16 protein-coding genes and 1 riboswitch are annotated in these 19,377 nt (G+C 59.2%); of the genes, 7 read left to right on the top strand and 9 right to left on the bottom strand.

The window, feature by feature from the left end; genetic code table 11:
• The first annotated feature begins 82 nt into the window (after nucleotides 1-82).
• The 7 genes from NUW23_10125 to NUW23_10155 all read left to right on the top strand — a co-directional run bounded on the left by NUW23_10125 (nucleotide 83) and on the right by NUW23_10155 (nucleotide 10,202).
• Entirely contained in the window at nucleotides 83-1,825 is a 1,743-nt protein-coding gene (locus NUW23_10125; protein ID MCR4426527.1) for a diguanylate cyclase, read from the top strand.
• A gap of 2,062 nt (nucleotides 1,826-3,887) precedes the next feature.
• Nucleotides 3,888-3,977, top strand: a riboswitch (cyclic di-GMP riboswitch).
• 302 nt (nucleotides 3,978-4,279) lie between these two features.
• Nucleotides 4,280-4,771 (top strand): hypothetical protein, encoded by a 492-nt coding sequence (locus tag NUW23_10130; protein MCR4426528.1) that lies wholly within the window; start codon nucleotides 4,280-4,282, stop codon nucleotides 4,769-4,771.
• A gap of 67 nt (nucleotides 4,772-4,838) precedes the next feature.
• Nucleotides 4,839-5,315 (top strand): hypothetical protein, encoded by a 477-nt coding sequence (locus tag NUW23_10135; GenBank protein ID MCR4426529.1) that lies wholly within the window; start codon nucleotides 4,839-4,841, stop codon nucleotides 5,313-5,315.
• A 20-nt stretch (nucleotides 5,316-5,335) separates the two neighbouring features.
• Complete coding sequence (locus NUW23_10140) at nucleotides 5,336-6,154, top strand: hypothetical protein (protein MCR4426530.1); 819 nt, start codon at nucleotides 5,336-5,338, stop codon at nucleotides 6,152-6,154.
• A 21-nt stretch (nucleotides 6,155-6,175) separates the two neighbouring features.
• Nucleotides 6,176-8,830 carry a hypothetical protein gene (locus tag NUW23_10145; protein MCR4426531.1) on the top strand — a complete coding sequence of 885 codons (2,655 nt, stop codon included), beginning with the start codon at nucleotides 6,176-6,178 and terminating at the stop codon, nucleotides 8,828-8,830.
• On the top strand, nucleotides 8,827-8,979 hold the full coding sequence (locus NUW23_10150) for a hypothetical protein (protein MCR4426532.1): 153 nt from the start codon (nucleotides 8,827-8,829) through the stop codon (nucleotides 8,977-8,979). Before NUW23_10145 ends, NUW23_10150 begins: the two co-directional genes overlap by 4 nt.
• A gap of 17 nt (nucleotides 8,980-8,996) precedes the next feature.
• Nucleotides 8,997-10,202 carry a winged helix DNA-binding domain-containing protein gene (locus NUW23_10155; protein MCR4426533.1) on the top strand — a complete coding sequence of 402 codons (1,206 nt, stop codon included), beginning with the start codon at nucleotides 8,997-8,999 and terminating at the stop codon, nucleotides 10,200-10,202.
• A 16-nt stretch (nucleotides 10,203-10,218) separates the two neighbouring features.
• Here NUW23_10155 and NUW23_10160 read toward each other — a convergent pair whose 3' ends face one another.
• From NUW23_10160 to NUW23_10200, 9 genes are all read right to left on the bottom strand, one after another.
• Entirely contained in the window at nucleotides 10,219-10,818 is a 600-nt protein-coding gene (locus tag NUW23_10160; GenBank protein ID MCR4426534.1) for a hypothetical protein, read from the bottom strand.
• Nucleotides 10,819-10,919: 101 nt separating this feature from the next.
• Nucleotides 10,920-11,279 (bottom strand): hypothetical protein, encoded by a 360-nt coding sequence (locus tag NUW23_10165; protein MCR4426535.1) that lies wholly within the window; start codon nucleotides 11,277-11,279, stop codon nucleotides 10,920-10,922.
• A gap of 106 nt (nucleotides 11,280-11,385) precedes the next feature.
• Complete coding sequence (locus NUW23_10170) at nucleotides 11,386-12,288, bottom strand: DUF1848 domain-containing protein (protein ID MCR4426536.1); 903 nt, start codon at nucleotides 12,286-12,288, stop codon at nucleotides 11,386-11,388.
• Between the two features lie 350 nt (nucleotides 12,289-12,638).
• Nucleotides 12,639-14,528 carry a TRAP transporter permease gene (locus NUW23_10175; GenBank protein ID MCR4426537.1) on the bottom strand — a complete coding sequence of 630 codons (1,890 nt, stop codon included), beginning with the start codon at nucleotides 14,526-14,528 and terminating at the stop codon, nucleotides 12,639-12,641.
• An 82-nt stretch (nucleotides 14,529-14,610) separates the two neighbouring features.
• Nucleotides 14,611-15,597, bottom strand: a complete 987-nt coding sequence (locus NUW23_10180; GenBank protein ID MCR4426538.1) for a TAXI family TRAP transporter solute-binding subunit — start codon at nucleotides 15,595-15,597, stop codon at nucleotides 14,611-14,613.
• Nucleotides 15,598-15,685: 88 nt separating this feature from the next.
• Nucleotides 15,686-16,393: an aspartate/glutamate racemase family protein gene (locus tag NUW23_10185; GenBank protein MCR4426539.1), complete on the bottom strand. Its 708-nt coding sequence runs from the start codon at nucleotides 16,391-16,393 to the stop codon at nucleotides 15,686-15,688.
• 21 nt (nucleotides 16,394-16,414) lie between these two features.
• Nucleotides 16,415-17,548 (bottom strand): hypothetical protein, encoded by a 1,134-nt coding sequence (locus NUW23_10190; protein ID MCR4426540.1) that lies wholly within the window; start codon nucleotides 17,546-17,548, stop codon nucleotides 16,415-16,417.
• Between the two features lie 22 nt (nucleotides 17,549-17,570).
• On the bottom strand, nucleotides 17,571-18,593 hold the full coding sequence (locus NUW23_10195; protein ID MCR4426541.1) for a hypothetical protein: 1,023 nt from the start codon (nucleotides 18,591-18,593) through the stop codon (nucleotides 17,571-17,573).
• A gap of 360 nt (nucleotides 18,594-18,953) precedes the next feature.
• Nucleotides 18,954-19,377, bottom strand: a 424-nt coding sequence (locus NUW23_10200; protein ID MCR4426542.1) for an integrase core domain-containing protein, incomplete at its 5' end; no start/stop codon positions are given.

The following is a 19,377-nucleotide window of genomic DNA, read 5'->3' on the forward strand; positions in this document are numbered from 1 at the left end:
CTTCCGTTTTAGGGCACAGAAAGATCTCTGTACCTACTGAAACTTTACTCATACCGGCTTGACTCTAAGAATATCCGGAGTCATGCTCGCGCTTCTCGCCGCCATATTCGTATGCCAGTCCCATCTGGTTCACCACAGGATCCTCAAACCGCTTAACACCATCAAGCAGAAAGCTACAGAGATTGCGTCCGACAGTAGTCACCTTGGCGAGTCGATCAGCATCCCTTCAGCACTGGAATTCTGTGAACTAGCGAATGCGTTTAACACCATGTCTGCGAGACTTGAGGCAAGCAGAGATGAGATGCGCGGCACTATTGACGCCCAGATCCAAGAGCTGAGGCACATGAACGTCCAACTTGAGACTGAACTTTCTGAGCGACTGCGGATCCAAGGCGAGCTCGCGGCGGGGGAGGAGCGATTCCGAGCCATATTCGAATGCGCAGAAGACTTGATCTACATTAAGGACCGATCCGGCCGATATCTACATGTGAACCCAGCCATGACCAAGATGTTTGGAATGCCCGAAGCCTCCTTCCTGGGGCGAACCGAGGACGAACTACTCGGACCGGATTCGTCGCCGCGTGAATTGAGCGTCAACGGCTCAGCAAACCCCAAGTTCGCCCTTCGCGAGTACTCCCGGACCATTAAGGGGAAACCGAGAACCTTCAGCCTGATCGAAGCACCTCTCCTGGGTGCAAATGGCGAAATCATCGGCGTGTGCGGAATAGCCCGCGACATAACCGAGCGCAAGCAGGCAGAGGAACAGATAAGGTATCTGAGCTACCACGACAAGCTCACAGGGCTTTACAACCGCGCCTACGCCGAAGAAGTCCTCGTGCAGCTGTCGAAGGAGGACTGCCTGCCGCTGAGTCTGGTCATGATGGACGTCAACGGCCTGAAACTGGTCAACGAGACTATCGGCCACCACCAGGGAGATCGGTTGCTCGCCAACGTGGCCCGTACGCTCACCAAGATATGCCGTGAGCAGGATGTGGTAGCTCGGTGGGGTGGAGACGAGTTCGTCCTGATTCTGCCCCATACGAGCCCCAACGTCGCCGCCGAAATGTGCGAGCAGATTCAGGAGACTCTGGCGCGTTCCACGCCTGGACCTGTCCAGTTGACCGTCTCCTTTGGGGTGGCCGATCTGACAGTCCCCGATCGTTGCGTGAATGCAGTCCTCGCAGAAGCAGAGAACCGGATGTACCGACACAAGCTGACGCACCCCCAGAGCGTGCGAAGCTCCCTGATATCATCTCTGCGCAAGACGCTTGAAGAGAAGACACACGAGACTGAAGAACATGCTGCAAGGCTCGAGAAAATGGCAGTCCGAATCGGCCGGGAACTCGGGCTCTCCCTATCAGAGCTCAATGACATATCTCTTCTTTGCGTGCTTCACGATATCGGTAAGATCGCCATCCCGGACAGCATACTCAATAAGCCTGAACCCTTGACGAGCGCTGAGTGGGAAATAATGAAGAGACACCCAGAGATCGGAGCCAGGATCTCGGGGTGTTCGTCCGATCTCCACCACCTTTCCCCGGCGATATTGGCGCATCATGAGAGGTGGGATGGGACCGGATATCCTTTTGGGATGCGTGGGGAGAGCATTCCACTCATCTCAAGAATCGTAGCCATAGTTGATGCATACGACGTCATGACACACCCACGACCCTACAAGGCGGCAATGACTGAGCAGGAGGCACTTGCAGAGCTCAAGCGGTGTGCAGGCACGCAGTTCGACCCTTCGCTAGTACCGGTCTTTCTTCACGTCATGGAAGCAAACAGGCAGGGGGTTACCTTCATTGGCGGGATGAATACCGTTTAGGCCACGCGCATTCAACACACATGGCCGTATCTTGCACTCTGGCAGATAGCGCCTGACGAAAGAGGGTATATTGCAGTTGTATCCGTCAAGAACGAGCGGTCTTCCTTGCGTAGGAGACTTAGCATGGGGCACCCATCTATGCTTCGTGTACCCCTTCGGTCACCCATCCCACCTGATGTATGTCCAATCATACTTCCAGGCGGGCCTCGACGCCCACCAGTACTCCATTTGGGTGCGGCCGAACGCAGTTCACGGTTGGTGGGATCCAGCTGACCGCTCGTCGACGTTGGGTTCAACAACACCAGGCCGCGTGCGCCGTAGACTCGTTGAGATCGTTCCGCACTCTCAATGGTACCTGGACAATGGTCTGCCATCATCAGAAAAGGCTGTCGACAGTCTGGTCAACGCGCTCGACAGCGCGCTCACTTTCGGCTACTCCGGCCTGAGAGTGGCCACCGATCTGACCTGGGTAGACGAGGCTAGTTGGAATGGATATCTCCAATGCGAACGGGCGATAACGGAAAGGGCATCAGACTATCGCGTTCTTTTCCTCTGCTTGTTTCCCCATACTCAATCGATTCAACACAGGATTCGAGATATCGTCACCTGCCATTCTTTCGTGTTGAGAATGCACGATGGAGGGCATGAATGTGCACAAAACAAGAATGTATAGGCACGGAGCCACACGACGCTTGGGAGTACGAACACCGTCTTGCGCATATCCGTGAGGCATGTGTTGGACCAAGCCGGAACCGATACTTGGTCCTCCAATTCACATTCATCCCGCTATGTAGTTATATACTACTCTCGCAGATCAGGAGTTTCCCATATCTTGCAGTTCAATGCCGCGTTGCTACACCACTGTTCAAACATAACTGACACGGGGGTGGGATCAGGATGGTGACAGAAGACGGTACGGCATCATGGGCGACGGCGGGCATCTTATGCACGACAACAATGATCTGGGACTGAGCAGGCCGTAGATTCGCCATCGAGCTGGCACGCCCTCGCTGTGGATATGTTGCCAGCGCCCTTCGTAATCTGCAAGCGTGCTGGTGTCATGTTACAGTTGCGTCCTGACTAGGTCTTGGCGTCACTAAACTAAATGCAGGTGAACGGTGTGGCCTTTAGTGCTGCGCACTTCCACCGAGGAACATCAGTCCAGCTCCGAGGCATATGCGGCGGCACAGAGTAACTGCGTTGACTGAAGCTCAGTTCCCGCAGTCGCTGTTCTCGAAGAGCCTTCTAGACACAGTGCTGTACTTATGGGAACCTCAACTCCGTGCTAAATTACGATCTGCGAGAAGTGCGTACAAAATGGACTGGTGCCACTTCATCACCTGGTGCCAGCGGACCAAGCTTGAGTGCTTGCCAGGATCACCCGATACCATAGCATCCTACTTGAACTTCCTTTATCAGTCGGGCCGAACACCGGCAACTATCTGGAGGAGAGCACGTTCAATCGGGCGGGCACATGTTGCAGCGGGATGGGATGATCCCACGAGGCACAACACAGTCAAGTGGTTTCTGGCGAGACTGATAGAACCACTCGTCCTGGCGGATTCTCCTGCCCAGCATGGACGCGTGCATCTCAAGACTCCGCAGGACCACACATTCCGGGGGGACCCTGTGGCCTTGGTGCTCTTCTTAGGCTTCCTCAAGGCCTTCGTTCGCTCAGGCGCCGCGCGCCACTCCCGCGCCTCAGTAGAACTTCTGTCCTCCCAGATGCAGCCTACCCTGGGACCCAATGTGTGGACCTGGGACAGATCTCGGTAGCCATTCTTCAGCACACACCCAGTACAGGCATGCGGGCGACAGTGTAGCGGGCTTCCACCGCGTGGAAGCAACACGTGAGCCGCTACACCCCCGTCCGCTTCACACCGCCCCCAAGAACATCGCCTTGCCCAGGTTGTAGCTACATGGTTTCCGACATCAAGCCCTTCACAGGAATCCCGCACTGCTTACCGGAACAGGATCACCAAGAGTTTTCGTTAAAAAAGCGTGAAAAATCGACTCAGCCGGAAGGAATCACTCTTCGCACGGCGTATTCTTACGCCGACCCTGCGATCAATGGCACAGCCGCTCGAAAGATGGCGCCGCAAAGCCACGGGGCTAAAGGGATCTGCGTCCCCATGCTAGCCGGGCTGCCGAACATGGGTGATGAGGTTACGAATCGGCTCTCCTCTTTCACTCGGGGGAGTTTGTTCCCATTCAGGCGAGTGTTTGGGAGAGTGCCCGGGTGGTGGGAATGCGGATCGTGCGAACGGAGCCTAGCGGCGTGAGGTTCTCGCTGTCGCCCACGAGTATCCAAGGGTCCTTGGAGAGACGGGCCCGGGCCCGTCTTCCGGAGGGAGGGGTTGCCTGGAGATGGGCGCCTGATCTCAAGACCACGTCGTGGAGAACCTAGACTGACAGGTTACGCGTTACGCACTATCGCAATAGGAGGAGTATGACATGAAGAGAATCCTTGTCGCCGCCATCCTGACGGTTGCACTCGCCGCAGTGAGTGGGCCCGCATTGGGCAGTTCCTCAAGTACGCAGACTGTCACCTATGAAGTCCAAGTCATCAACGAGATCTCCGTAAGTGGCAACCCTGCCCCGCTCATCGTGAGCGCCGCAACGGCTGGAAGTCAGCCTAATAGCGTGACTGATGCAACCACGACTTACGCCGTTACCACCAACGAGTCGAACAAGAAGATCACCGGGGCAATCGATACGGCCATGCCCTCTGGCGTCACACTCACTGTCAACCTTGCAGCGCCGACTGGCGCCAATTCCGCGGGTGCAGTGACGCTCACCGCTCTCGCAGCAGATCTCGTCACGGGCATTTCCACACTGGCCGAAAGCGGCCTGACGATAACCTACACGCTCTCCGCAACCGTCACCGCAGGCGTGGTCGCATCGGCTAACAAGACCGTAACCTTCACTATCATCGACGGAGTCTAGAGTCCCGTAGTGCTGTCCTCGGATGGCCGGCGGTCCCTCGTCGGCCATCTTTCCGGAGTGATGTGACGTGCGCGTCTTTGCGCTCATAGCGGTCATCCTTATTCTTGCCAGTACCTCCGTCGATGCCTACGAAATCGTCGCAGTCGGCGGCTGGTGGCGCATGGTCACCTCAGCGGACCTGGTAGGTGGTGCAGGAACTGACCTCGTGAGCACTTACGAGGGTTCCGCAAATGAGAGCGTGCTCAGCATCTCCGGATGCTCGGAACCGACTGACCCGTGGAGAGTCGACGTGAGGAAGACGGATACGAACTGGCACGGTGATCTGGCGCTTTCAGTCAGGCGCGTTTCAGGCGGGGATGGGTTGGGAGCCGCGCCTTCGGGCGGGGACACCTACGTGCCTGTCGGGTCTGAGAACGCCGAGTTTTTCTGGGGTTGGGGGGACAGAAGGGACATATGCGTTCAATACCGCCTTTCAGGCATGTCCGTCCGGATTCCTCCGGGCATCTACTCTACCACGGTGACCTACACAGTAGTTGACCTGTGAATGGCTCGAGGAGGCCTGGAATGAAGAAGATCCTGGCGAACGCGGTTTTGGTTGTATTCTTCTTGATACTGTTTGCAGCGAGTCACGCCCTAGCCAACGTCGCAGTGGTAGGGAGCTTGACCAGGCAGTCAACTGTTGAACCGGGCCAGAAGGTCGACGGCTCCATAGTCTTGCGGAACAACGGGTCAGACCCGGTCGAGATCAAGGTCGAACAGTGTGACTACTTGTTCTATGCAGACGGTAGAACCGACTACGCGAGGCCTGGCGGGAACCCGCGGTCAAACGCCGGGTGGATGGCGGTCGCCCCCGCCAGACTGGTGATTCCCCCAAATGAGGTCGGTTTCGTGTACTACACGATCCGCGTCCCAAACGACCCGGAACTGAAAGGCACTTACTGGAGCATCATCATGGTAGAGCCCGTACCCTCCACAAGCCCCGAGAGCATCAGGGCCAAGGAAGGGAACTACGTCCTGGGCGTGCAGACTGTGCTCAGGTATGGAATACAGGTCATCACGAATGTAGGTACAACAGGCGCGAAGAACGTGAAGATCCTGAACCGGAAACTCGAGCGAGGTCAAGATGGCACGTGCACCCTCCTACTTGACCTGGAGAATACCGGGGAACAGATGATAACACCCGAGGTGAGAGCTGAGGTCTACGATCGCGAGGGCAGACTGGTCGGAACGTTCAAGGGGACACGCAAGAGGATCTACCCGACGACTTCAGTCAGGTATGCCATACCCTTTGAGGGCCTCGCCAAAGGCAGGTACAGGATCCTCGTGGTAATCGACGATGGCGACTCCGCAGTATGGGGGGCGCAGTATAGTGTGGAACTTTAGTGAAGGAGAGTAGAACGAGAGGTGTCTCCTTCGGCCCGTGCTGTGCTACTCCTACTGACCGCCGTGGTCACAGCGGCCGTCGTCTCGACGTGGGTGCCGTGCCTGGCTTCGGAAGGTGAGCCGCTCGTGCTGGTGCGACGGCCTGGTTCGATCCAAGCGATCCCAGGTCAGATTGTCACCATGACATTTGTGGTCGAGAATTCGTCTCCCTCCACACGAACGCTCACAGATTCTGTGGAGGTTCCAAGTGGTTGGGCAATCGTCTCCGTGGGTCCACCGTTTTCGCTGCCGCCAGGCGAAAGCGAGGCCCGCATGGTGAACCTGGTAGTCCCCAAGACGTGCCTTGGGGGATCCGGTTACTCCGTCGCCTACTCGGTCGTGGACCCAACCGATTCTTCGTGCTTTGTACGAGCGGAGATCGAAATTATCGTCCTGGGCCGCCCTTCCGTGGAGATCGCGGTCCTTTCTTCTCAGGCTTACGTGATCGCAGGTGAGTCCCACAAAGCCGTATTCGCTGTCAGTAACCGCGGCAATGTCCAGGTCGAAGTCAAGGCTCGCGCATACACCGGAGAAGGCTCGCCTGCGGTCGCCAATATCAGTTCATTTCTCTTATCCCCTGGAGAGTCAGAAAAGGTCTCCGTCGCAGCGGAGACGGACGTTCGCCTGAGGCAACAACGAAAGCAGGTGTTGAAACTTCAGGTGACGTACCAAGGACCGGACGGGAACGAGGTCGCCGTGGAGTGCGCCACTGCCGCAGACGTCCTTCCCCTGGCGTGCGGAGATGAAGATGTCTACATCAAGATGCCCCTATCCCTTACAACACACGTATCCACAGGGACTTCCGGCCTTTCACTCCGCACACGTCTGGCCGGATCGGGAACGGTAGACGAAGAGAGGCAGGTACGGGTCAGCCTCGCCGCGGACATCCCGACGCCCGGTCCTCAGTCCAGTCAGGGCGGTGGGGAGTACCGCATGAGTCTTACGACGGACGCAGGAACGCTTCACGTGGGCGATAGGTCGTTCTCTCTCACTCCTCTCACACAGACAGGTCTCTCGGGCAGAGGCATCGAAGCGTCGATGTCTATGGGCAGGACGACTCTCGGGTTCTACTCCGCCAATCCCTGGGGTGAGCAGCGGGAGGCAGCCTGGTACGTGAAGCCTGGATTCGAGACGTCATGGCCGATCAAGCTCTCTTACTTGGAACGATACGGCGGTACACCGAATCGTCCAGAGGGCGCGCGGATCTGGAGCGCCTCGACCAAGGGCTCCCTCGGGCCAGGTTCCACACTCGAGCTGGAATGGGCAACTAGTCACGGATACATGGGCGACGACCATCTCGAAGGTACAGCATGGCGGGCAGCGATGTCAGGGGAAGCACTGGGAGTCAGGTACTTCGTCGACCTACTTCACGCTGATCCAGACTACATGGGTGCAGTCAACGACACCAACGCGCTGTCGCTGCAGTTGAAAAAACCCATCGGAAACTCGACGCTCTGGGCGGGTTGGGCCCTCAGCGGGCAGGGCAATTCCTTCGGCCCGGGCCTCTTCAGCACCCTTCGAACCCGTTCGTTCTCCGCAGGGTTTACCTGCACGCCAGGCAAGGGCAGTTCGTTCTCGGCCTCCTACCGCGACACTCGAAAGCAAGAACAGACCCCCGACGGAATGGATTCAGCCCATGAACGGGTACTGCAACTACGCATCGCCCAACAGGTTGGCAAGGTGAGCATTGCAGCCTGCGTAGAGCCTCCAGCCTTTGCGGACCTTCTCTCGAGTGAAGAGGAGCAGGTAGCGAGGGCGGGAATCTCGTTGGCCTATGCTCCTTCAAGCCGGACGACCCTGGGAATCCACTGGCAAGCACAGGCCGAGACCATGGCGCAGATTCTCACAGATCCCAAGGTGACCCTGAGTGTTGTCGTGCACAATGAGATCCGCCCCGGGACGTGGCTCGAGGCGAACTTGAAAAGCGTCCAAAGCCACGGTCTCTCTTCAGGGAATCATGTGCTCACGCTTGCATGTCGGACCAGCTTCGGGCTGCCTGTAGCGCGAAAGACGAACGTCGGCACGCTCACGGGCAGAGTGTACGATTCTGAAGATCCTGCCAGAGGGGGAATCCCCAACGTCATCATCTGGGTGAGTGGGCTGAATGCCGTCACAGACCGTAACGGGACGTTCACTTTCCCCTCCGTCCCTGTGGGTCCCCAGTACCTGAGCATTGACCGCCGGTCCATCGGAGCGGAATACGTGACCGTGCAGCCGTCTCCCATGCCAGTTACTATATCGGGCGGCAGTACCGTGAGCGTGGATATAGGGATTGCCCGGGGCGCCTCGGTTACCGGTCGGATCGCCAGGTTTGGGCGGGAGCACGATGAGATACTGGGCTCCGACGCCGGACCACTCATCGAAAAGGAAGGGTTAAGGGGCATTCTAGTCGAACTTGCAGATGGCACCCAGGTCCTTCGCCGTCTCACGGACCCCGAAGGCGAATTCGCCTTCTCAGACCTGCCCCCCGGACGATGGGTCTTGACTGTTCGTGCCAACGCATTGCCGGGCCATCACTACATCGAGCAGGAATGCATGGTGCTTGATGTGCTGCCCGGTGAGAGAAGGTCCTTGCTGGTGCGGGTCTTGCCTAAAGCTCGCTCAATCGTGATGCTCGAAGAGACTGAGATCCCTTGACGGTCATCTCCGGAGCCAGCATGCATGCTCGTGAGTCTACACTCGGCCCGTGGGTGACGGTCGGCGCACGCTACGTGGGCCTGGCAGTGTCGGAAGACCTGGCCTCGCTCGCGGCTTTCCTCGCCTGCCCGTCGGGAAGCGGCAGGTGAGAACAGGAGGCACAACATTGTCCATACGCGTATCGCGGCAGGCAGCCGCAAGATTCCTTCTTGCATCTCAGGGCCTGCTTGAAGCGGACGACCTTGCTCCATGGCGGGACGAGCTATCGGGACCCGACGGGACTCTCGAGGCCGTGAGGCGCCTCGAATGCATCCAGGTGGACCCGGTCTCGCTCGTGTCTCAGAACCAGCATCTCGTCCTGTGGAACCGGGTTCGCGACTACCACCCTGAACAACTCGATGGGCTGCTCGGAGCGGGACGAGTGTTCGAACACGAAGCGAACGCAAGGTGCGTCATCCCAATGGAGGAGTACCCTCTGTTCCGCCCGCGGATGCGCCATTACAGGGCACTCGCATGGGAAAGGCGCGCCGAGCTCGGGGAGGCGCCCGAACGAATACTCCGCGAGATTACTGACCTCGGCCCCCGCACCTCGAGGGAGATCGAGTCTGACGAGAGAGTCGTCGCCTATTGGGACGCGGTTCCCCGGACCAAGGCCACGTCCTTTGCATTCGAGCTGCTGTGGGAGTCGGGCGAGCTCATGGTGACAGGCAGGCGCGGGCTCGAGAAGGTGTACGACATCCCCGAACGCGTCGTCCCCGCCGACCTCTGCGTGAAGGCTGAAGAAACCAACGATGAAGAGGCCGCTCGGGGCCTCTTGGACAAGTACTTCCGGGCTCTGCGCCTGTTCGACGTGGGGGACTTCCGGTTCGGCTGGCAGAGGATGCCCACTACCGAACGGCGCGCCCTTGTGGATGGCGCTGTCCGCGACGGGCGACTTGTGGAGGTCGAGATCGAAGAGGTGAGGCGGAGATACTACGTGCTCTCTCAGGATGTAGACCGTCTACGAGAGTTCGACAGGCCCGGGCTCGATGTCTCGCCGCGCGTGTTCCTCGTTTCTCCCCTGGACAACCTCCTGTGGAGGCGCGAAAGGCTCGCAGACGTCTTCGGGTTCGAGTATACCTGGGAGATCTACATACCAGCGTCCAAGCGCCGGTATGGCGCCTACACCATGCCCATAGTCTGCGGGGACAGAATCATCGGGAGAGTCTGCCCGCGCGCCGACCGGAAGCAGGGATTGCTCGTGGTGGAAGGCATCTGGTTCGAAGAAGGCACCGCGAACGACCAAGGCGTCAGCGATGCCCTCTTGAGGCTCGCGGAATTCGCCGGACTCCAGGAAGTGTCCTGGATACGGACAGGAGGCCTGCCGGATTAGGGTCAGGTACCGCGCGTTACCCCGACATCGACATCAGCTTTCCCCTGCCCACGATGATGACAAGCTTCGCCATCTCATCCCTCAGCCTGCGCCCGGTCAAAACCAGGGCAGCGCCGCCCGCGACCGCGCCGGCCACGGGCACTACCGTGGGCGATAGCAGCATGGCAAGGCCGGAGGTTGCGGCAGTATACACCCCGAAGGAGAACGTCACCCCAAAAAGGAGGCTGATCGCCTCGATGAGTGTTGTCAGGAAGAGAAACGATCCAAATCCGAAACTCGCCACAACCGTCTGGGCGATGGCGGCAGAGAATGAGGACTTGATGAGAGTCAGGACCGCCCGCGCGGAAAGCGCATCAAGCCCTAAAGACCTTCTTACAGCCTCGGCCTCAGCCGCGCTCAGCTTGGCAAGTTCATCTCTCAAGCCCCGTTCCACATCAGCGTAGCCAGCCTCGGAGGCAGTCTCGATCCGCCGCTTGATTTCTTCTACGTATCTTCTCACGCACTCCCGAAATACTGCGGACTCGAGGTCGGTGTCGGTCGCGAACCGGTGGGGATCGATGTTGAGGCTTCGCGCCGCGCGACGAAGTATGGCGGTCGCTATCGCTGATCGATCCATCGGACCCTTCGAGGTCTGCACATCAGCAGAGAACCTTCGGCCCGACCGCCCTGCAGCGCCGCCGGAGCGCGGAATAGCAGAGATCCGGGCGAGCCCTCTGGTCAAACGGCCTGCAGCCCGGCGGGACCATGAGGAATCCCGGCGACCCTGGCAAGCGCCTCATCCAGATGCTCCTCGAGCTCGCCGGCAGTGAGGGTCGACAGCGCGCGGATTTCCTGTTCAACCCTGCGATGAAGGACATTCGGGTCCCAGTCGAGCTGTGTGCGGAACTGGTCGACTCGTACGCCTCTACCAGGCGACACCTTGTCTACGGCCCACTTTGCGCCCCTGAGTGCGAAGTCCTTTGCCTTCTTCGCGCCCTTTTGTAGCCCTTCGCCCATTACGTTGAGGCTCGTGAAGGCGTTGAGTTGGGCCAGGAGCACGATCTCATCATCCCGGTCCAGGCGGTCAAGGCCCAGCATGAAAAGTATTTCCACCATGCGGGCCCACTGGGACACGCGGGGGCACAGGAGCCTCTCCGGCACAACTAGAACAGTCGGCCCCCCGGCATTCGCGGGTTTCGCTATCCTAGGTCTCCACAGGTATGTGCCATCCCGCCAGGGATGGGGATTCGGGGTCATGGAGTCTGAAGCGCCGTTGCACTGCCGCGAGATCCGCATTTGCATAGCAATAGGCACATCCGTGGACGCAGGTGTTGAATGCTCCGATATCTTTGCTCCTCACGCAACCGCATTCCCTACGCTGCGCAGGGTCTTTTGTGTGCGTGACGTCGATGCCGAACGCGGCCTTTATGTAGTCGTCGTCCACGCATTTGCCCGGTCCAATTCCGCAATCGGTCAGATCGAAGGGCTCGGCGCAGCTCACGATTTCCATCCCGTGCTCAGCGGCCACACTCGCCAAGGTGGCAAGGAGCCGCCGGGGTGGAGCGAGAATGGGAGTCACGCGTACCGCACCGGCTTTCTCAAGTCGCACGAGGCGTTGTTCAACCTTACGGTACATGTCGAGGAGGCTTATCACCACGCGAGTCGTCGACCCCGCAAGCTTACCGGCAATCTCCGAAAAGCGCTCTGCGTGATAGGACTCGGGGGTGAGATCACTCAGTACGATGGGATCGTACCGCCACACCACACGGTTCGGTCCTATGATGGACGCAAGCCCGCGGAATGTGTCAATGAGTTCGTCGAGGGGCGGCATCCCGGGCTCAAGCACTCCGGGATAGCCGTTGAGCGTGAACTGGTAGTAGTATCGGTAGCCGGACCGGTCAAGCTCGTTGCAGTATTCCAGCATCGGCCTGGCATTCTTGGTCCAGAACACAATAACATCTACATTCTCAGGTCCGAGTGAGACCGCAGACACTTGCGTAGGGTTGAATGGATTGGGGACTGTGCAGAACCCAGCTCGCACCCTGTTCATGAACCACTTGGAGTAGAACGCCGGTATGTCCGTCCGCCGGCTCGCGCTTATGATCACGCGAAGTTCACTCCTTTGCGCCTCGCCCGGAGGCATGACGGGGCCAGGGCCGGAGCTAGGGCCCAAGCCAGCCGCGATCTGTCAGGCCGCGCCACTGATGGAAGGCGACTCCATGTCAATTGTATCACATCGGGCAGCGGGAACTTGACAGCCTGTCGCGCCGGAGTTGGAGAGGACACCTCGGAGCTGGATGTCCGTGAACTCATGAGAAGGGCGGGAATGGTCGCCCAGGCTCCCACAATCCTTGCGAGAACAGTGACGGACAGCATCCGCTACAGGCCAGGCCTGCGCGGGCAGTGGCGGTGGTGTATGTAGCGGACTCTCAGGTGCATGTCTTGTGGTTCGCGGCATCATCCTCGGTGTTCGCCGGCCCCTTCCGCTCGTAGCTTACGTCTGAGCGGCAATGCCAGCACAAGCCCGATGGCAACCAGTCCGATGATGTCGGTGTAACCGCCAGGCTTGATCATGAGCAGGCCTGCGGCTGTAAACAGGACTCTGCTCGGGGCGCCGAGTCTGACGAGGAACCATCCATAGACTCCGGCGCTGAACGCCACCACCCCCACCATCGCCGTGAGGGCGGCCATGAGCACTCCCCACGGGGTCCCGAACATGAGAAGCTCTGGAGAGTAGACGAACATGAAGGGGACCAAGAATGCCACCAGCCCAATCTTGCAGGCCAAGATGCCTGTCTGGAAGAAGCCCGCCCCCGCCACCTCAGACGCGGCGAGAGAGGCAGGCGCCACAGGTGGAGTGATCATTGAGATGACTGCGAAGTAGAAGGCGAACATGTGGGACGGCAGCAGGTCGAAACCCAGCGCTCTCAGGGCCGGAACCGCCACCGCCGCGACTATGATGTAAGCCACTGTAGTGGGGACACTCATCCCCAGTATGATCGAGGCCAGGGCCACAAGGATGAGACCCACCCAGGCGGTCCCTCCGGAGAACCTCGACACCAGACCCACGAAGTTCAGGCCCAAGCCTGTGTAGGTGACGATCCCGATGACCATCCCGGCTATGCCTGTGGCCGCGGCGATCATGGCAGTCCTCTTGCCTGCGGTCTGGAGAGCGTCCAGTATGCGTCTGGGGGTTAACCTTTCTCCGGTTCCCAACCACGATACCGCGACTGTGGCGATGGTTGCATAGAGCCCTGCCCGCATGGGGCTGACTCCGGAGATGAAGGCCCCCACGAGCACCAGAATGGGGAGTGCCAGATGTACCTGGCTTAGGACCTGTTTGAGGCTGGGAAGCTCGTCCGCGGACATTCCGCGAATCCCGGTCCTCGCGGCCTCGAAGTCAACCATGAGGAAAAGGGAGCTGTAGTAGAGAATAGCTGGTATGAGGGCGGCGGCCATTATCCTCACGTAAGGTATGCCTGTGACATCAGCCATGACGAACGCCGCTGCCCCCATCACCGGGGGGACTATCTGCCCGCCGGTGCTTGCGCACGCCTCCACCGCTCCGGCGAAACTCGGCTTGTACCCTAGCCTTTTCATTGTGGGCACGGAAAAGGTCCCTGTCGCGTACACGTTGGCCACAGCACTCCCGGAGATGGTGCCGAACAGGCCGCTTGCGATCACCGCGATCTTGGCCGGACCCCCTCTGGTGCGACCGGCCAGGTACTTCCCTATGTCCATGAGGGCCCCTCCGCCCCCTGCCTTCTCGAAGAAGCTTCCGAAGATGATGAAGATCACAATCAGGGTGGCAGACGCGCCTACCGGTATCCCGTACACCCCGTCGAATCCGAAGTAGAGGATCTCCATGCTGTCCCTTATGGTCAGCCCCGCGTGGCGCAAGGGTCCAGAGAGCCACGGTCCAAGCCATCCGTAGATGAGAAACACCACGCCCACGATGGGAAGGGCATACCCGCTCGACCGCCGGGCCGCCTCAAGCAGGAGGACGGTGGCTGCCAGCGCAATTATGAAGTGGTGTGTCTCGAAAGAGGACACGTAGACTATCCAGGTGGCCATGACATCGTGTTCCACCACGAACCACCCGAAGGCGGTCAGAGCGACGCCGGCGAGAAGGGCGTCCACCCAGAGCCAGGTGGGGCTGGAGGCGGAGCCCTTCCGCGGAGGATACATGAGAAACACGAGCGTCACTGCGAAGGTGAGGTGTATGGTTCTCTGAAGTGCCGGAATGAGCACCCCGGACCATGCTGTGTACAGATGGAACAACGCGAACGCGGCTGCGACCACATTTACTACTGTGTTGCTGCGGTATCTTAGGTCCTTTTCACTCATTGGCGCACTCCCCTGACACTTTGAAGACCATCGGCCTATTCAGATATGTACCGGCTGCCACGTCCAGGGTGTCATCCCGGGTCTACTTCATCCAACCCTTCTCCCGGAAGTAGCGCTCGGCTCCGGGGTGCAGAGGGCCGCCCACGTTCCGCCAGGCGTTCTTCGGGTCAAACAGGGCGTGGTGAGTTCCCCAGTCCTGGACGATTCCAGGGTTCTCGCAGATGATCTTGACGATTCCGTAGACCACGTTCTCCGGCACGTCGTCACGGACGATGATGACGTTGGGCTCTCCGATAGTCCAACCGTCCTTCTCTGCCCAGACGAATTTGCCTTTGGGGATGAAGTTCTTGGCGTAGCCGTACTTTTCCGCCATCTTCTCGACGACGCTCTCTTCGGGATCCAGCCACTTCATGGCGGTCTTCGTGGTGAGCTCGACGACAGCGGGGACAACCGGCGCGATTATGGCGTCGGCGTGGCCGTCGGATATGAGGGTGACCGCATCGGCGTAGCTTGTGAAGGTCACGCTGCCACCCCACGACTGCAGCTCCGCGAAGGTTATGCCGTACTCATTCAGAAGCCTTTCAGCGGCCAGTGCAGGGGTGCTGGCTTTGCTTGTGGTTGTGAGCCTGAGCGGGTACTTCTTTTCCTTGAGCTCCTTTATGGAGTTCACAGGAACGGACTTCTTAACCAGGAACAAGCCCATATCGCTTGTCCCAACTTCAGCCACGGCCCTGATGTGCTTGGCAGGCACTGTCTCGTAAGGGTCAGTGCCCAGCCTGGCAGACTGGTAGAGGTGAGCGACGGTCAGGCCCAGCTGTGCCTTGCCTGTCTCCACAAGGGTCGGGTTACCGACTCCCCCACCGGGGATGACAGTGACCAGAACGTCTGGGAACGCCGTCTTGATCTGCTCAGCAATGCTTCCTGCCAGGCCATACCAGGCTCCTCCCGCGGGTCCGCCTGCAAATGTAAGTCTGCTTGCGGCAAACACTCCCGCCGAAGGCAGGCAGGCCGACAGCACGACCAGAGCCGCGAGAACCATTCCCAGGGTCAATCTAGTGTTCCGTTTCATGTTCCGATACCTCCCATTAGTAGTCCCATGACTTGTTCTTGCGAGACTGACCGCCTATTGAGCAGCGTGGGTCGAAGCCACCACCTGCCTAACTCGAGGCCGCGTGCAAGAGGTGGGCCAGGTGGTTCACATCGAACACTGGGAGTCCAAGGCTCTCCTTGAGCCTCGGGGTGTAGGGGGCCAGGTTCGTGCATTCCAGTAGGAACGCCCCTATGCCCGGCTCCTCATCCTTCAAGGTTTGGCACACCGCCAGGACTTCCGAGAAGACCGCCTCTGTATCCAGCTCGTATGGGGGTTGTGCCTCCATTATGCTGGAGGTGAAGTGAGGGCAATCCTCCAGACCCGCGAGGACCAGGCGGTCCGGTTCTCCCCATCCTACCTGCTGGAACACGGAGACCGGGAGGTTCGAGGCGGCGATGACCGCTATCTTCTTGTCAGAAGGGAGCAAGGCTCCGATGGTGGGCAGCAGAATCAAGGCCGAACTGGCAACGGGGATGCTCACCGACCTTGCGAGCGTCTGCTGGTACCTGATGAGCAGGCCGCAGCTGGTGAGTATGGCCTTGACCCCTAATGCCTCAAGCCTCCTGGCAGCCTCAACCAGAGCCTCCACGGCTTCAGGCTTCCCGTGCCGGGTGAGATCCGCGGCGGGAATGCCCGTCAGCACCTGGTACTGCACCGGAAACGGGAAGGTCCGGGCATTGCCTATGTCCCCGACAGGCCTCGGGAACTTGCAGTCCAGCATTATGATTCCGAGAGACACCCCGGATGTTGGGCGCCCTCCCCGTAGGATAGTCATGAGTCTCCTCCCCGCTCTGCTCTATGCAGTCTCTTCACGGTTGAGGCGCTTGTAGGCTTCGTCCAGCTCCAGGTACATATCATAGGAGTCCTCCAGAGACATCCGGTCCCACGATAGCCCGAGGCCTTCCCTTATCCACCTGCGCTCATTCTCGGTGAAAGTGACGGTCCCGTTCTCGTCCACAGATTCCAGCCCGTCGATGTGCATCCCCACTTCGTTGATGCGGCGGGCTTCATCAGGTGTCAGTCCCTCGGGGAGGACTACCTGGGCGCCTGCGGCCGTGAGCCTGACTGGGGTTCCTCCCGGGGCCCCGTCTACCCCTGACCCGTGGCGTATCTCTCCAGTGTCAAGCAGGATGGCCCGCGCGGTCTCCACTGCAGAAGCCGCGGTGATGGACGCGTTGTTGTCCACCGGGGTACTCACGGTCTCAACCCCTGTGACGTCCACAGCATGGTCTATCAGTTCGTTGTGATCCAGTGATCTGGTTACGTCCTCCCCGTTTGCGTAGATCCGCAGGAAGAACGGAACAACGCTCGATGGGAACCTGCGGATGGCGTGGTGGCTAACCATCTGTATCCGAATAGCGCTGTATGGAACACCGAGCTTGTTCCCAACAGCCAGCCTGATCCCGTGGGTGGTGGAGTCCAGGGTCCCCGCCCCTACCGTCGGCACTAGCCCCAGAGGTTTCAGGATGAACGGCCCAGTGTCCGGGGCGGCCAAGTTGACGACGCGGGTGTCCGGGGAAGCGTCATGAACCGCCCGCATCAGAGGCCAGAGCACCGCCATGTCCTTGGGAAGGGTGTGGGCAAACCCCGGGGTGAACCCCATCCTCTTCTGCCGGCGCCGGAGCGCGGGGAAGTAGGGGTAGAGCGTCATCAGCGCGGCACTGTTGATTATCAACCTAGGCTTGATCTTCTCGAGCTGTTCGGCGGCGGCCTCGTAGTCCCGAAGGTCCAGAGGAAGCGCCTCCACCTTGCAGTCGTGCCCGCGCATGAGGGCGTTCGTCTTCGTATTGAAGAGCACCGTGGACGCCCTGCGGGGATCCCGGCACACGAGGTAGATGAAGTCGGCAACGCCCAGGCGCGCCAGGAACAAGGATATGTAGGTCCCGACTTGTCCGGTGGCGCCAGTGACTATGACAGCGTTATCTGCCACGATTGCTGCGACCTCCCCAGGCTTAAGGTGTGGCGGATTCCAGGAGCGCAACTATCTTGGGGTGTATGAACTTCCCGTCTTCGTAAATGCATTCTCCGTCGAACTCCACTCGGGCGCCGGTCATGAGTCCGTCGGTGTGGCCGTTCGCCCTGACCTTCCCCTGGAAACAAGGGAGGTCGTTTGTTCCGAATCCTACGTCGAAGAGCCCGTACATCCTCTCGTCCAGGAACTTCAGCCCGGAAAGCTTCTTGAAGTTGGGGTTGATACCGAACCCGTAGTGGGCCACCCAGTAGATGTTTGGGTCATTCCTCTGTTCGAACCAAGCTCTGAACCTGTCAGCCTGGGCCTCTCCGGAGATCTTCACAATCCTACCTTCGCGTATGTCCACGGTAATGGGGTGCTGGAGTATGCCCACAGGATAGGCGAAGGCGTCGAAGACCGCTCGCCCGTTCCAGCTCTCTTCAACGGGGGCCTGTCCCACCACGCCTGGAGGCAGGTAGCCCTCCTCCCCTGCCAAGGCGACCTTGCCGGGGTTGAGTTGAACCGGGCGTCCGCCAATGGTGGCCTCAAGATCCGTTCCGGCCTCAGAGGTGATCCGCACCTTCTGAGCCTTGGACATAATCCCTTCCAGCACTTCGCATATCCCGTCAGTGACGGTGAAGTCGTGCTGGTAGACGTGGCGCACTAGAACCTCGGCTGTGGCGCTCAGAAAGCCCAGCATGCGTGTTCCACCCTGCAGCATCTCGAGAAAGGCCTTGGTATAGAAGTCAGCGCTCTCGTAGGGTATCAGGGTTATGGCCACGTCTGCGGATTTCATGGTAGCGGCCAATGTCCTGGCAGGCTCTACGTTGTGTTCACCTCGGTAAGGAGTCATGGTGACTATGGGTCGGGCCCCTTTCTGCCATGCGGCGTCAAACAAGGCCTCCACCACTCGCCTGTCTGAAGGGGGTTCAGTGATGATGAGAAGGTTCTCGTCCTTCTTCACCGACGCACGGTCCAGGAACTTCAAGGCCGCGCGCAACAACAGATCCTTCGTTATCTCCATCTGAGTCGTCCTCCTGCGTTCTCTGCATCGTCATCTGCTTTCCCAAAGTAAAGCGATGAAGCAACTGGACGCACAACTCCCTGACCCCCTGCAGTTGACACTGACCTACAGCTCCGGGGCCTGGGCACAGCTAATAGGCAGTTGTATTCAACGAAATACGCGATTCTCCTTTTCCAACTACGCATTCCGCTGGGCGCATTCGATGTGAGTTGTCGACGAGGCGACCGAGCATAATGGACCCGTAGAACTGGACACGAAAAGGGTCGATTTCAAGCTATAATGGAGCTATGAAGAAGACGTACTCACCGAGTTTCAAATCGCAGGTTGTCCTCGAGCGCCCTGGCCCCCTAATTCCGGAGTTTATGCGGCAAATGCTCTGGCAGGCACAGTATTGCGGATGAATGCTTCGTGGAATGCTTCTGGCGACATGAATCCTGGACCTCCGTGCCTGCGGCGCTGGTTGTAATGCCTCACGTATTCAGCTACGGTAGCGTACGCTTCAGCAAAACTGCCAAACTCGTATCTTGTGTAACACTCTTCTTCCACAATTGAATGAAACGCTTCTATGTGCGCGGTCATGTTCGGCGTCTTGACCGGTATCCTCTCATGCGTTATACCAAGCGTGCCACATGCCTCTTCGAAGTGCCTTGCTATGAACTGTGGTCCATTGTCCGTCCTTAGCTTGGGCACGGCCAGACCGCCGCGTAGCCCCCGCTTGCGAAGGGCGTACTTGAGCACCCTTGCCGCATCGGACGCTGTACAGCCCGTCCCGAGGTGACAGTCG

The sequence above is a fragment of the Bacillota bacterium genome, from assembly GCA_024655925.1.
Classification (GTDB): Bacteria; Bacillota; DTU025; order DTU025; family JANLFS01; genus JANLFS01.